The organism is Pectobacterium nicotianae, from assembly GCF_023272715.1.
GTDB lineage: Bacteria > Pseudomonadota > Gammaproteobacteria > Enterobacterales > Enterobacteriaceae > Pectobacterium > Pectobacterium brasiliense.
The window spans coordinates 4,578,146-4,592,602 of record NZ_CP096821.1 but is presented as its reverse complement, the minus strand read 5'-3'; the positions used below and the strand labels follow the sequence as shown (position 1 = coordinate 4,592,602).

Genomic DNA, 14,457 nt, shown 5'->3' with positions numbered 1-14,457 from the left:
AGGTGCATTACTCTTGTTCCCTTCGCAGGTATTAACCCGATCAGGTTCCGCGGATCCCGAATTAACGGTCTCAGCCTGTGCGCTCATAAGTTTCGTCATAACGATTGATTTCGTAAAACAAAACACGAGCACGCTAGGCACTCCGACAAGATATGCCCGTCTCTTAAACGGGCCAATAAAACCCCTACACTGTATGTCGGCAAAACGCGGATGTCAAAGCGTGCCGCTTTTGCTTTTACAATGTGTGATGATGTCCTGAAATAACGTCAAATGACGACTATTTGTCGTAAACCTGCTGAATCATTCTGTCTTCTAACGTAAAACGTTCCTCCAGCGCTTCGCCGACGTGGGAAAGTGCCTGCTGGAATTCGAGGCAGTTATCATGGTCGATGGCTGCCGCCAGATGGCTATCGTAAAACGTCATAATTTGCTGCGTGTTATTTTGCAGGGCGAGGTCGAGCTGGGTGGAAAGCGCTAATACTTGTTCGCTGTGCGTCGCTGCTTCATGCAGCATTTTTTCGTATAAATGAAAGTGGCCGGTAGAAAGATAGTCCACCAGATTTTGGCAAAAATTATCCAATGCCTCTTCATCCAGAAGAGAAAGCGTTTCCTTATTCGGCTTGATGCCAACCAAATGATAGTAAGCCACCAGAAGCTGCTTACGCGCTTGTAGCCATTGGTCGATTAACGCATTATTGCCACCAACGTATTCAGTTAGACTTTGTAGCTGGTTTAGCATTGTTGACTCCGTGAACGGTAAGAAATAACTGAAATCCCAGTTATAAAACTTATGTAATCACTCTGAATGTAAAATGCCAGTGAAGTGGCAGTGGAGCAATAAAAAGATATGGAACAGACGCTAAAAGGTGACGAAACCGGCTGGTGGGTGGTTAGCGACGCGGTACAAATCTGGCTCCCTCAGGGAGAATTGCCGCGCGGAACGGCTACGGCGTGGTCGTTGCAGGGGAAAACGGCTCGCCAAATCGGTGAATGGCAAGGACTGCCTGTCTGGCTGGTCTGCCAGGGCCGGGATTCTGATATGGCATCGGTTCGCCAGTTGCTCGATCAGGACGTTGGCTTATTCCAACTGGCGGGGCGAGGCGTACAGCTGGCTGAATTCTATCGCTCTCATCGTTTTTGCGGTTATTGCGGCCATGAAATGGTGCGGAGTAAAACGGAGCTGGCGTGTTTATGTCACCACTGCAAAGAGCGCTATTATCCGCAGATCGCACCTTGCATCATCGTCGCGATTCGCCGTGGCGAGGAAATTTTGCTGGCACAACACAATCGGCATCGCGGAAACATGTACACCGTGCTGGCCGGGTTTGTCGAAGTGGGCGAAACGCTGGAGCAGACGGTCGTGCGTGAGGTGATGGAAGAGAGCCAAATTCAGATAAAGAACCTGCGCTATGTGAGTTCGCAGCCTTGGCCATTCCCTCATTCACTGATGATGGCGTTTATGGCCGAGTATGCGGGTGGCGAAATCAAGCATGACCCGAAAGAGCTGCGTGATGCAGGCTGGTTCCGCTATGACCAACTCCCGCAGTTACCTCCGCCGGGCACCGTGGCGCGTCGGCTTATCGAAGATACGGTGGTACTGTGCCGCGCTTATCACGAGAACGAAAGCTGACGTGGTAGTATTGGCGTCATGAATGCTTGCGTACACCGCGCACCTGCGTCATAGCGTATTCGCTTCATAAAGCGTTCGCCTTATAACGCATCCGTTTCATCACATCCATCCGGTGTAGAACCGCCGTGAGGTTGAAAGGAAAAGAACATGACTGATCTGAAAAACGATCGCTATTTGCGGGCGTTATTACGCCAACCCGTTGATGTCACCCCAGTGTGGATGATGCGTCAGGCGGGGCGTTATCTGCCGGAATATAAGGCAACGCGCGCGCAAGCGGGTGATTTTATGTCGCTGTGTAAAAACGCAGAGTTGGCTTGTGAAGTCACGTTACAACCTTTACGGCGCTATGCGCTGGATGCGGCGATCCTGTTCTCCGATATCCTGACTATCCCTGATGCGATGGGCTTAGGGCTTTATTTTGAAGCAGGGGAAGGTCCGCGCTTTCAGTCTCCGATCGCGTCTCATGCCGATGTGGTTAACCTGCCGGTTCCCGATCCAGAGCAGGAACTCGGTTATGTGATGAACGCGGTGCGGACGATCCGTAAAAATCTCGCCGGGGAAGTGCCGCTTATCGGCTTCTCGGGCAGTCCGTGGACGCTGGCGACCTATATGGTTGAAGGCGGTAGCAGCAAAGCGTTTACCGTCATCAAGAAAATGATGTTCGCCGAGCCTAAAACGCTACACCTGTTGCTGGATAAGCTGGCGGATAGCGTCATTCTCTATCTCAACGCGCAGATTCGTGCGGGTGCGCAGGCGGTGATGGTCTTCGATACCTGGGGCGGCGCGCTGAGCGGGCGTGACTACAAAGAATTCTCCCTGCATTACATGCATAAGATTGTTGATGGTTTACAGCGCGAGAATGAAGGCCGCCGCGTACCCGTGACGCTCTTCACCAAAGGCGGAGGCCAGTGGCTGGAAGCAATGGCGGAAACAGGCTGTGATGCGTTAGGGCTGGACTGGACGAGCGATATCGCCGACGCACGCCGTCGCGTAGGCGATAAAGTCGCGCTACAGGGAAATATGGATCCGTCGATGTTGTATGCCGATCCGGCACGGATCGAGCAGGAAGTGGCATCGATCCTGGCCGGATTTGGACAAGGCAATGGCCATGTTTTCAATCTGGGTCACGGCATTCATCAGGATGTGCCGCCGGAGCACGCGGGCGTGTTTGTTGAGGCTGTCCATCGGTTGTCTCGCCCTTATCACGCATGATTCACAGGAGGTGATGTGATTGATACACAACGGCTGCGGGCTGAACAGTTGGCCCGCGCTTCTGATGTGATTCGGCACGACGATTTACCTTTTGAGCAGCCCACGTTTATCGCGGGTGCGGATGTTGGCTTTGAGCAAGAAGGCTCAGTAACCCGCGCTGCGATTGCGGTAATGCGCTATCCTTCGTTGGAACTGATAGAATACAAGATTGCGCGTATCAGCACGACAATGCCTTATATCCCTGGTTTTCTTTCGTTTCGTGAATGCCCTGGGCTACTCGCCGCGTGGGCGTTGCTTGAACAGAAACCGGATCTACTGTTTGTCGACGGGCATGGGATTTCCCACCCACGTCGTCTCGGCGTTGCCAGCCATTTTGGTCTGCTAGTTGATGTTCCTACGATTGGCGTGGCGAAAAGTCGACTTTGTGGCCGATTTGAGCCATTGGCGGAGAGCGTTGGCAGCCAGCAGCCGTTACTGGATAAAGGCGAGCAGATTGGCTGGGTATGGCGTAGCAAAGCGCGCTGTAATCCGCTGTTTGTGGCGACGGGGCATCGAGTCAGTCAGGATAGTGCATTGCACTGGGTACAATCTTGTATGCGCGGCTACCGTTTACCGGAGCCGACTCGTTGGGCTGATGCTGTCGCATCAAATCGTCCCGCATTTGTGCGTTGGCAACGGCAGCAAGCCGCTAACGTATTGTCGTAAAACTTTAGGAATTCAGGCATAGGGCGTCACTGTGATTTCAGGTACACTGCCGTCCGTCGCCGTTAATGAGCATAAAAATGTTACGTAACCCCATTCATTTACGTCTGGAAAAGCTGGCGAGCTGGCAACATGTCACTTTCATGGCATGTCTTTGTGAACGTATGTATCCAAATTACCACGAGTTTTGTCGTCAAACAGAATTCGGCGACGCGATGGTTTACCGTCGCATTCTCGATCTGGTATGGGAAACATTGGTTGTTAAAGATGCGAAGGTTAATTTCGATAGCCAGTTGGAAAAGCTGGAAGAAGCGGTTCCCGCTGCGGAAGATTACGATCTTTACGGCGTCTACCCGGCTATTGATGCCTGTATCGCACTGGGCGAGCTGATTCATTCGCGCTTAAGCGGTGAAACGCTGGAACATGCGATAGCGATTAGCGAAACGTCTATCCGCACGGTTGCCATGCTGGAAATGACGCAGGCAGGCAAAGAAATGACCGACGATGAGCTCAAGGTTTTGCCTGCAATTGAAGAAGAGTGGGACATCCAATGGGAGATTTTTCGCCTGTTGGCGGCCTGCGAAGAACGCGATATTGAGCTGATCAAAGGGCTCCGTTCCGATCTGCGCGAGGCCGGAAGTAGTAACATCGGGATAAATTTGCATCAATAACGCGATAAAACGTGATTTAAGGCCTGAAATGGCCTGTCTTAAGGCTTCACATTCGCACCCTGTCTGGTCTACATTTGGGGGGCGTAAAAAAAGTGGCTGTCGGTGCGTGTATGCAGGAGAGTGCTATTACACCCTGAAACGGGAAAGGGCATATCCGTCGCACTCGATGCTTAGCAAGCGATAAACACACTGTAAGGATAACTTATGAATAAGACTCAACTGATTGATGTAATTGCGGACAAAGCTGATCTGTCAAAAGCACAGGCTAAAGCAGCTCTGGAATCAACTTTGGCGGCAATTACCGAGTCTCTGAAAGAAGGTGATGCAGTACAATTAGTTGGTTTTGGTACGTTTAAAGTGAACCATCGTAATGAGCGCACTGGCCGCAACCCACAAACCGGTAAAGAAATCAAAATCGCTGCTGCCAACGTGCCAGCATTTGTTTCTGGCAAGGCTCTGAAAGACGCTGTTAAATAAGCCCATGCCGGTTAAAAGTTTAAGCAGAGGGGCGTTTTCGCCCCTTTTGCTTTTACGACGTTTGTGTGGCGCAGGCCTCGTGCTTATAGCCGTGGTAGCTTGTAGTAGCCGCACCGCACCGCCGGACGTTTTCGCCAGCGGCTACGTTGCCGATCGTGGTGTTGTGCGTTTGTGGCGTAAGGATGATGCGCAGAATACGACGGCGCTGACCACCGTATACAACCCGCTTCAAGGCAATGCTCTGGTAGTGACGCGCTATACGTTCCAGCAGGATAAGCTACGCGAGATACAGCGTAATCAGCTCGGGGCGCAACAAGAAGATATGCGTTTGCGCTTTGCAGAAGATGGAACTGTCAGCTTTATGCAGCGGCAGCTTGCCGAAAGACGTGAATCGGTTTCTGATGATGAAATCGCGCTCTACCAGTTCGATGCGAAGCGCATGCTGGAATTGAGCGATGTATTGCGTGCTGGCAAGGTGAGGCTAAAGCAAGGGAAATGGCTGGAAGGGCAGGTGCAGTCTTGTGACGGTACGGTGGTTCGCCCTGATTTTGACAATGACTCGCGTGAATGGATCGCGCAACAAAAAGCCCATGCAACGCGCCCGCTAAACGTCGCGTGGCTGGAAGCGCCAGAAGGGACGCAGTTATTGCTGGTGGTGGAAGATGACGTCTGCCAGTGGGAACCTAAGTAGCCATTAGCTATAAAAAAACCCGGATTTCTCCGGGCTTCAGTATTTATCAGACAACCGTTTATCAGGCTTGCTCGCGCTCAATAGCACGGTAGCCGATGTCTTTTCGACAGAATACCCCTTGCCACTGAATACCCGCTGCTATTTCATAAGCACGTTGTTGCGCTTCAGCCACGGTATTGCCCAATGCAGTAACGCACAGTACGCGGCCGCCGTTGGTGACGACATTAATGCCGTTCAACTTGGTGCCAGCATGGAAGACTTTGCCATCTTCGGCATCCTGCTGCGGTAAACCGTAAATCACATCGCCTGTATTGTAGTCAGCCGGATAGCCGCCTGCAGCCAATACCACGCCCAGAGACGGACGTTCATCCCAGACTGAATCTTTCTGATCCAACGTGCCGTCACAGGCTGCCAGACACAGTTCCACCAGATCGGAACGCAGACGCAGCATAATTGGCTGAGTTTCTGGATCGCCAAAGCGGCAGTTGAATTCGATCACTTTTGGCTGACCATCGGCAGAAATCATCAGACCGGCATACAGGAAACCGACGTAGGTATTTCCCTCTGCGGCCATGCCGTTGACGGTCGGCCAAATCACCTGATCCATCACGCGCTGGTGGATTTCATCGGTCACGACCGGAGCTGGTGAATAAGCGCCCATACCACCGGTATTCGGGCCCGTATCTTTATCCCCAACACGCTTGTGGTCCTGACTGGTTGCCATCGGCAAGACATTCTTGCCGTCTACCATAACGATGAAGCTGGCTTCTTCGCCATCAAGGAACTCTTCCACCACGATACGGTGTCCGGCATCGCCGAATGCATTCCCCGCCAGCATATCCTGAATGGCGTTCTCTGCTTCCTGCAACGTCATGGCGACAATCACGCCTTTACCAGCGGCTAATCCATCGGCCTTGATGACGATAGGTGCGCCTTTGCTGCGTACATAGGCCAGCGCGGGTTCAACTTCGGTGAAATTCTGGTATTCCGCTGATGGAATATTGTGGCGTGCCAGAAAATCTTTAGTAAAGGCTTTAGAGCCTTCTAACTGTGCAGCGCCCTGCGTTGGGCCAAAGATTTTTAGCCCCGCGCTCTGAAATGCATCCACAACACCGATAACTAGCGGTGTTTCCGGGCCAACGATGGTCAAATCGATGTGATTTTCCTGCGCAAAAGCGACTAACGCTGGAATATCAGTGGCGGCGATATCGACGTTGGTCAGCGCTGGCTCAAGCGCGGTACCCGCGTTTCCTGGAGCAACATAAACACGTTTCGCCAGCGGTGATTGCGAGGCTTTCCAGGCTAGCGCGTGCTCGCGTCCGCCATTACCAATTACTAAAATGTTCATTTCGATCAGCTCCAGAATTAATGGCGGAAATGGCGCATGTCGGTAAAGATCATCGCAATGCCGTGTTCGTTGGCGGCAGCAATGACTTCATCATCACGAATCGACCCGCCCGGTTGGATCACGCAGGTAATACCAACGGCCGCAGCGGCATCAATACCATCACGGAATGGGAAGAACGCATCAGACGCCATAGCGGAACCTTTTACTTCCAGCCCTTCATCGCTCGCTTTGATACCGGCGATTTTCGCTGAGTAAACGCGGCTCATCTGGCCAGCGCCTATCCCGATGGTCATGTTGTCGCGTGCGTACACAATCGCATTGGATTTAACGAATTTAGCCACTTTCCAGCAGAAAAGGGCATCACGTAATTCCTGTTCGCTCGGCTGGCGCTCGGTGACGACACGCAATTGAGACGCATCGACCATGCCCAGATCGCGGTCCTGTACCAGCAAACCACCATTGACGCGTTTGAAGTCCAGCCCAGGAACGCGTTGTTGCCAGCTGCCGCTGGTTAATACGCGTACGTTTTGTTTGGCTGCGGTTACCTTCAATGCGGCATCACTGGCAGATGGGGCAATAATCACTTCGACAAACTGGCGGCTAATGATGGCCTGCGCCGTCTCTTCATCCAGCTCGCGGTTGAAAGCGATAATGCCGCCGAATGCAGATGTTGGGTCGGTTTTATAGGCGCGCTCGTAAGCATCGAGAATTGAGCCGCCAATTGCTACGCCGCACGGATTCGCATGCTTAACGATAACGCAGGCCGGCTCTGCGAATTCTTTCACACATTCCAGCGCTGCATCGGTATCGGCGATGTTGTTATAAGACAGCGCTTTGCCTTGTAACTGTGTCGAGGTGGCGACAGAGGCCTCGTGAATATTCTCTTCTATATAGAAGGCAGCTTGCTGATGGCTGTTCTCCCCGTAGCGCATGTCCTGCTTTTTGATGTAGTTAAGGTTTAACGTGCGCGGGAAGTTGCCTGATGGTTTATCGGTTTCACCGTGGTAAGGCGGAACCAGTGCACCAAAGTAGTTGGCAATCATACTGTCGTAAGCGGCAGTGTGTTCGAAGGCTTTGATCGCTAAATCGAAACGGGTTTCGTAGGTCAGTGAACCTTCGTTGGCGTCGATTTCATTAATGATGGCGCTGTAGTCGCTGCTCTTGACCACGATAGCCACATCTTTATGGTTCTTGGCGGCGGAGCGAACCATCGTCGGGCCACCGATATCGATATTCTCAACCGCATCTTCTAATGTGCAGTTCTCACGAGCGACGGTCTGAGCAAACGGATACAGATTCACAACGACGATATCAATCGGCTTGATGTCGTGCTGCGTCATGATTGCATCATCTTGATCGCGCCGTCCCAGAATGCCGCCGTGTACTTTCGGGTGCAGGGTCTTTACACGCCCATCCATCATTTCCGGGAAGCCGGTGTAGTCAGAGACTTCAGTCACCGCTAAGCCAGCATCGGCCAGTAAACGGGCAGTTCCACCAGTTGAAAGGAGCTCGACGCCACGGTGGGACAGAGCTTGAGCAAATTCGACAATACCTGCTTTGTCAGAAACGCTGAGCAGAGCGCGGCGAATTGGACGGCGTTGTTGCATGATGATGTTATCCCCTGGATTTGGGTAGTCAGTAAAGAACGGTATGTGAATATCGTCTTTGTCAGAGCAATAATTGCGGAATAAAGAGAAATATTCAGTTAGCGTTCGCAGAAACACGACGATTTTGAACGGGGTGAATTGTAGCGAAAACGTTTGCGTGATGCTCGTCAATTTTTGAGTAGAATGCTTTCTGTGGATAAGTTTGTGCAAAAAAAGGTATAAGGCGGGGTTTTGCTGTGGAATGCAGCAAACAGTCATTTTTCTTTAAAATACCTATTGCGGCCTGACGAGAAGTCCCTATAATGCGCCTCCACTGACACGGCAACAGCGACACGCGGTTGTAGTTACAGGAAAAAAGATTCAACGAAGGCGGTCAGTAATGACTTGACTTCACAGCGGAAAAGCATAGTATATGCAGCCCGCGCCACCGATGAAGTGGCACTGCTCTTTAACAATTTAATCAGACAATCTGTGTGGGCACTCACAAGACCGTATCTTAACGATATAAAAAAGTCTTGAAGAGTGAACAACAGTAAATTCATTACGAATAAACAGTTTTAATTCTTTGAGCATCGCTGACGAGTTCAGCAAATCAAACAAATCTTAAATTGAAGAGTTTGATCATGGCTCAGATTGAACGCTGGCGGCAGGCCTAACACATGCAAGTCGAGCGGTAGCACAGAAGAGCTTGCTCTTTGGGTGACGAGCGGCGGACGGGTGAGTAATGTCTGGGAAACTGCCTGATGGAGGGGGATAACTACTGGAAACGGTAGCTAATACCGCATAACCTCGCAAGAGCAAAGAGGGGGACCTTCGGGCCTCTCGCCATCAGATGTGCCCAGATGGGATTAGCTAGTAGGTGAGGTAATGGCTCACCTAGGCGACGATCCCTAGCTGGTCTGAGAGGATGACCAGCCACACTGGAACTGAGACACGGTCCAGACTCCTACGGGAGGCAGCAGTGGGGAATATTGCACAATGGGCGCAAGCCTGATGCAGCCATGCCGCGTGTGTGAAGAAGGCCTTCGGGTTGTAAAGCACTTTCAGCGGGGAGGAAGGCGGTAAGGTTAATAACCTTATCGATTGACGTTACCCGCAGAAGAAGCACCGGCTAACTCCGTGCCAGCAGCCGCGGTAATACGGAGGGTGCAAGCGTTAATCGGAATGACTGGGCGTAAAGCGCACGCAGGCGGTCTGTTAAGTTGGATGTGAAATCCCCGGGCTTAACCTGGGAACTGCATTCAAAACTGACAGGCTAGAGTCTTGTAGAGGGGGGTAGAATTCCAGGTGTAGCGGTGAAATGCGTAGAGATCTGGAGGAATACCGGTGGCGAAGGCGGCCCCCTGGACAAAGACTGACGCTCAGGTGCGAAAGCGTGGGGAGCAAACAGGATTAGATACCCTGGTAGTCCACGCTGTAAACGATGTCGATTTGGAGGTTGTGCCCTTGAGGCGTGGCTTCCGGAGCTAACGCGTTAAATCGACCGCCTGGGGAGTACGGCCGCAAGGTTAAAACTCAAATGAATTGACGGGGGCCCGCACAAGCGGTGGAGCATGTGGTTTAATTCGATGCAACGCGAAGAACCTTACCTACTCTTGACATCCAGAGAATTTGCTAGAGATAGCTTAGTGCCTTCGGGAACTCTGAGACAGGTGCTGCATGGCTGTCGTCAGCTCGTGTTGTGAAATGTTGGGTTAAGTCCCGCAACGAGCGCAACCCTTATCCTTTGTTGCCAGCGATTCGGTCGGGAACTCAAAGGAGACTGCCGGTGATAAACCGGAGGAAGGTGGGGATGACGTCAAGTCATCATGGCCCTTACGAGTAGGGCTACACACGTGCTACAATGGCGTATACAAAGAGAAGCGACCTCGCGAGAGCAAGCGGACCTCATAAAGTACGTCGTAGTCCGGATTGGAGTCTGCAACTCGACTCCATGAAGTCGGAATCGCTAGTAATCGTAGATCAGAATGCTACGGTGAATACGTTCCCGGGCCTTGTACACACCGCCCGTCACACCATGGGAGTGGGTTGCAAAAGAAGTAGGTAGCTTAACCTTCGGGAGGGCGCTTACCACTTTGTGATTCATGACTGGGGTGAAGTCGTAACAAGGTAACCGTAGGGGAACCTGCGGTTGGATCACCTCCTTACCAAAAAGATGTGCGTTAAGTGAAGTGCTCACACAGATTGTCTGATGAAAATAACGAGCAGAAATACCTTAATAGGCTTGTAGCTCAGGTGGTTAGAGCGCACCCCTGATAAGGGTGAGGTCGGTGGTTCAAGTCCACTCAGGCCTACCAACTCTTCCGTGAGTGGTATCTAAGGTATCTGTAAGCAACGATGGGGTTATAGCTCAGCTGGGAGAGCGCCTGCCTTGCACGCAGGAGGTCTGCGGTTCGATCCCGCATAGCTCCACCATCACTACTCGCTGTATAGAAAATTTCAGAGTGTACCTGTCTGGGTGCACTGCGAAGTTTTGCTCTTTAACAATCTGGAACAAGCTGAAAATTGAAACATGACAGCTGAACATGCATGACGGCCTTCGGGTGTGTCGTGGTGAATCAGTCTGTCAATGAGTCTCTCAAATAATCGCAGCGCGATGATGATTCAATCGAAACATCTTCGGGTTGTGAGGTTAAGCGACTAAGCGTACACGGTGGATGCCTAGGCAGTCAGAGGCGATGAAGGGCGTGCTAATCTGCGATAAGCGTCGGTAAGCTGATATGAAGCGTTATACCCGACGATACCCGAATGGGGAAACCCAGTGTGTTTCGACACACTATCATGACATGAATACATAGTGTCATGAGGCGAACCGGGGGAACTGAAACATCTCAGTACCCCGAGGAAAAGAAATCAACCGAGATTCCCCCAGTAGCGGCGAGCGAACGGGGAGGAGCCCAGAACCTGAATCAGTTTGTGTGTTAGTGGAAGCGTCTGGAAAGTCGCACAGTAAAGGGTGATAGTCCCGTACACAAAAATGCACGAATTGTGAGTTCGATGAGTAGGGCGGGACACGTGACATCCTGTCTGAATATGGGGGGACCATCCTCCAAGGCTAAATACTCCTGACTGACCGATAGTGAACCAGTACCGTGAGGGAAAGGCGAAAAGAACCCCGGCGAGGGGAGTGAAATAGAACCTGAAACCGTGTACGTACAAGCAGTGGGAGCCTACTTGTTAGGTGACTGCGTACCTTTTGTATAATGGGTCAGCGACTTATATTCTGTAGCAAGGTTAACCGTATAGGGGAGCCGCAGGGAAACCGAGTCTTAACTGGGCGTTAAGTTGCAGGGTATAGACCCGAAACCCGGTGATCTAGCCATGGGCAGGTTGAAGGTTGGGTAACACTAACTGGAGGACCGAACCGACTAATGTTGAAAAATTAGCGGATGACTTGTGGCTGGGGGTGAAAGGCCAATCAAACCGGGAGATAGCTGGTTCTCCCCGAAAGCTATTTAGGTAGCGCCTCGTGAATTCATCTTCGGGGGTAGAGCACTGTTTCGGCTAGGGGGTCATCCCGACTTACCAACCCGATGCAAACTACGAATACCGAAGAATGTTATCACGGGAGACACACGGCGGGTGCTAACGTTCGTCGTGAAGAGGGAAACAACCCAGACCGCCAGCTAAGGTCCCAAAGTCATGGTTAAGTGGGAAACGATGTGGGAAGGCATAGACAGCCAGGATGTTGGCTTAGAAGCAGCCATCATTTAAAGAAAGCGTAATAGCTCACTGGTCGAGTCGGCCTGCGCGGAAGATGTAACGGGGCTAAACCATGCACCGAAGCTGCGGCAGCGACACTTAGGTGTTGTTGGGTAGGGGAGCGTTCTGTAAGCCTGCGAAGGTGGCCTGTGAGGGCTGCTGGAGGTATCAGAAGTGCGAATGCTGACATAAGTAACGATAATGCGGGTGAAAAACCCGCACGCCGGAAGACCAAGGGTTCCTGTCCAACGTTAATCGGGGCAGGGTGAGTCGACCCCTAAGGCGAGGCTGAAAAGCGTAGTCGATGGGAAACAGGTTAATATTCCTGTACTCGTTGTTACTGCGAAGGGGGGACGGAGAAAGCTAGGTTATCCGGGCGACGGTTGTCCCGGTTTAAGCGTGAAGGTGGATGACTTTGGTAAATCCGGGTCATCGTTAACACTGAGGCGTGATGACGAGTCACTACGGTGATGAAGTAACCGATGCTACGCTTCCAGGAAAAGCCTCTAAGCTCCAGGTAACATCAAATCGTACCCCAAACCGACACAGGTGGTCAGGTAGAGAATACTCAGGCGCTTGAGAGAACTCGGGTGAAGGAACTAGGCAAAATGGTGCCGTAACTTCGGGAGAAGGCACGCTGATGGTAGGTGAAGTGACTTGCTCATGGAGCTGAAATCAGTCGAAGATACCAGCTGGCTGCAACTGTTTAATAAAAACACAGCACTGTGCAAACACGAAAGTGGACGTATACGGTGTGACGCCTGCCCGGTGCCGGAAGGTTAATTGATGGGGTCAGCCGCAAGGCGAAGCTCTTGATCGAAGCCCCGGTAAACGGCGGCCGTAACTATAACGGTCCTAAGGTAGCGAAATTCCTTGTCGGGTAAGTTCCGACCTGCACGAATGGCGTAATGATGGCCAGGCTGTCTCCACCCGAGACTCAGTGAAATTGAACTCGCTGTGAAGATGCAGTGTACCCGCGGCAAGACGGAAAGACCCCGTGAACCTTTACTATAGCTTGACACTGAACCTTGAGCCTTGATGTGTAGGATAGGTGGGAGGCTTTGAAGCGTGGACGCCAGTCTGCGTGGAGCCAACCTTGAAATACCACCCTTTAATGTTTGATGTTCTAACGTGGACCCGTAATCCGGGTTGCGGACAGTGTCTGGTGGGTAGTTTGACTGGGGCGGTCTCCTCCCAAAGCGTAACGGAGGAGCACGAAGGTTAGCTAATCCTGGTCGGACATCAGGAGGTTAGTGCAAAGGCATAAGCTAGCTTGACTGCGAGAGTGACAGCTCGAGCAGGTGCGAAAGCAGGTCTTAGTGATCCGGTGGTTCTGAATGGAAGGGCCATCGCTCAACGGATAAAAGGTACTCCGGGGATAACAGGCTGATACCGCCCAAGAGTTCATATCGACGGCGGTGTTTGGCACCTCGATGTCGGCTCATCACATCCTGGGGCTGAAGTAGGTCCCAAGGGTATGGCTGTTCGCCATTTAAAGTGGTACGCGAGCTGGGTTTAGAACGTCGTGAGACAGTTCGGTCCCTATCTGCCGTGGGCGTTGGAAGATTGAGAGGGGTTGCTCCTAGTACGAGAGGACCGGAGTGAACGCACCACTGGTGTACGGGTTGTGATGCCAATTGCATTGCCCGGTAGCTAAGTGCGGAAGAGATAACCGCTGAAAGCATCTAAGCGGGAAACTTGCCTCGAGATGAGTCTTCCCTGGGCACTAGATGCCCCTGAAGGGCCGTTGAAGACGACGACGTAGATAGGCTGGGTGTGTAAGCGTAGCGATACGTTGAGCTAACCAGTACTAATGACCCGAGAGGCTTAACCTTACAACACCGAAGGTGTTTTGTGGGTGATGAAAGACTCATAGAGAACGATGTTCAGCTTGTTCAGAGATTGGTTCTGGTGGTTGCGTGATGACGAGAAAGATAAAGTCACCATAGTAACGGCTGGAATGAAACAGAATTTGCCTGGCGGCGATAGCGCGGTGGTCCCACCTGACCCCATGCCGAACTCAGAAGTGAAACGCCGTAGCGCCGATGGTAGTGTGGGGCTTCCCCATGTGAGAGTAGGGAACTGCCAGGCATCAAATAAAACAAAAGGCTCAGTCGAAAGACTGGGCCTTTTGTTTTATCTGTTGTTTGTCGGTGAGGGCTCTCTGGAGTAGGACAAATCCGCCGGGAGCGGATTTGCACGTTGCGAAGCAACGGCCCGGAGGGTGGCGGGCAGGACGCCCGGCATAAACTGCCAGGCATCAAACAAGTGGAAAGCCCCTGTCGAAAGACAGGGGCTTTTTGCTATGGGAAATTTGGGATGTTATCTGTAACGATTTGCTTGCCGTTGTGGATCTATTGCGGTGTATCAGGTAGATAGCCGTAGCAAATACGGGACATAGGGTAGCTTTTTGGATG

Annotated in this window: 9 protein-coding genes, 2 tRNA genes, 3 rRNA genes and 1 riboswitch; of the genes, 11 read left to right on the top strand and 3 right to left on the bottom strand. The window is 51.9% G+C overall.

Translation table 11 applies throughout. The annotated features are described in order from the left end of the window. Positions 1-155, bottom strand: a riboswitch (TPP riboswitch). Positions 156-277: 122 nt separating this feature from the next. Further along, positions 278-739 carry an Rsd/AlgQ family anti-sigma factor gene (locus MYB54_RS20435; protein ID WP_010285518.1) on the bottom strand — a complete coding sequence of 154 codons (462 nt, stop codon included), beginning with the start codon at positions 737-739 and terminating at the stop codon, positions 278-280. Positions 740-847: 108 nt separating this feature from the next. Here MYB54_RS20435 and nudC point away from each other — a divergent pair, with 108 nt between their 5' ends. From nudC to MYB54_RS20405, 6 genes are all read left to right on the top strand, one after another. Continuing rightward, complete coding sequence (gene nudC, locus MYB54_RS20430; protein ID WP_039552776.1) at positions 848-1,630, top strand: NAD(+) diphosphatase; 783 nt, start codon at positions 848-850, stop codon at positions 1,628-1,630. A gap of 147 nt (positions 1,631-1,777) precedes the next feature. After that, complete coding sequence (hemE, locus tag MYB54_RS20425) at positions 1,778-2,842, top strand: uroporphyrinogen decarboxylase (protein WP_039518382.1); 1,065 nt, start codon at positions 1,778-1,780, stop codon at positions 2,840-2,842. A 15-nt stretch (positions 2,843-2,857) separates the two neighbouring features. Next, positions 2,858-3,547: a deoxyribonuclease V gene (nfi, locus tag MYB54_RS20420; protein ID WP_039552779.1), complete on the top strand. Its 690-nt coding sequence runs from the start codon at positions 2,858-2,860 to the stop codon at positions 3,545-3,547. 77 nt (positions 3,548-3,624) lie between these two features. Continuing rightward, the gene (locus MYB54_RS20415; protein ID WP_010285522.1) at positions 3,625-4,215 is read left to right on the top strand and encodes a YjaG family protein; all 591 of its coding nucleotides are present in this window, start codon (positions 3,625-3,627) and stop codon (positions 4,213-4,215) included. A gap of 204 nt (positions 4,216-4,419) precedes the next feature. Further along, positions 4,420-4,692, top strand: a complete 273-nt coding sequence (gene hupA / locus MYB54_RS20410; RefSeq protein ID WP_005970302.1) for a nucleoid-associated protein HU-alpha — start codon at positions 4,420-4,422, stop codon at positions 4,690-4,692. A 4-nt stretch (positions 4,693-4,696) separates the two neighbouring features. Then, on the top strand, positions 4,697-5,383 hold the full coding sequence (locus MYB54_RS20405; protein ID WP_071822559.1) for a DUF1481 domain-containing protein: 687 nt from the start codon (positions 4,697-4,699) through the stop codon (positions 5,381-5,383). Positions 5,384-5,444: 61 nt separating this feature from the next. Here the strand turns inward: MYB54_RS20405 and purD are convergent, their stop codons facing one another. Further along, on the bottom strand, positions 5,445-6,731 hold the full coding sequence (gene purD, locus MYB54_RS20400; RefSeq protein ID WP_014913811.1) for a phosphoribosylamine--glycine ligase: 1,287 nt from the start codon (positions 6,729-6,731) through the stop codon (positions 5,445-5,447). Positions 6,732-6,748: 17 nt separating this feature from the next. Further along, the gene (gene purH / locus MYB54_RS20395; RefSeq protein WP_010285525.1) at positions 6,749-8,338 is read right to left on the bottom strand and encodes a bifunctional phosphoribosylaminoimidazolecarboxamide formyltransferase/IMP cyclohydrolase; all 1,590 of its coding nucleotides are present in this window, start codon (positions 8,336-8,338) and stop codon (positions 6,749-6,751) included. A 605-nt stretch (positions 8,339-8,943) separates the two neighbouring features. Here purH and MYB54_RS20390 point away from each other — a divergent pair. The 5 genes from MYB54_RS20390 to rrf all read left to right on the top strand — a co-directional run bounded on the left by MYB54_RS20390 (position 8,944) and on the right by rrf (position 14,131). After that, positions 8,944-10,485: ribosomal RNA gene (locus MYB54_RS20390) — 16S ribosomal RNA — on the top strand. Between the two features lie 73 nt (positions 10,486-10,558). Next, positions 10,559-10,635: transfer RNA gene (locus tag MYB54_RS20385), tRNA-Ile, on the top strand. Between the two features lie 42 nt (positions 10,636-10,677). After that, positions 10,678-10,753: transfer RNA gene (locus MYB54_RS20380), tRNA-Ala, on the top strand. Positions 10,754-10,968: 215 nt separating this feature from the next. Further along, positions 10,969-13,875 (top strand): 23S ribosomal RNA (locus MYB54_RS20375). A gap of 140 nt (positions 13,876-14,015) precedes the next feature. Further along, a 5S ribosomal RNA gene (gene rrf, locus MYB54_RS20370) occupies positions 14,016-14,131 on the top strand. The 16S, 23S and 5S rRNA genes sit together here with 2 tRNA genes alongside, the layout of an rRNA operon. The last annotated feature ends 326 nt before the right edge of the window (positions 14,132-14,457 follow it).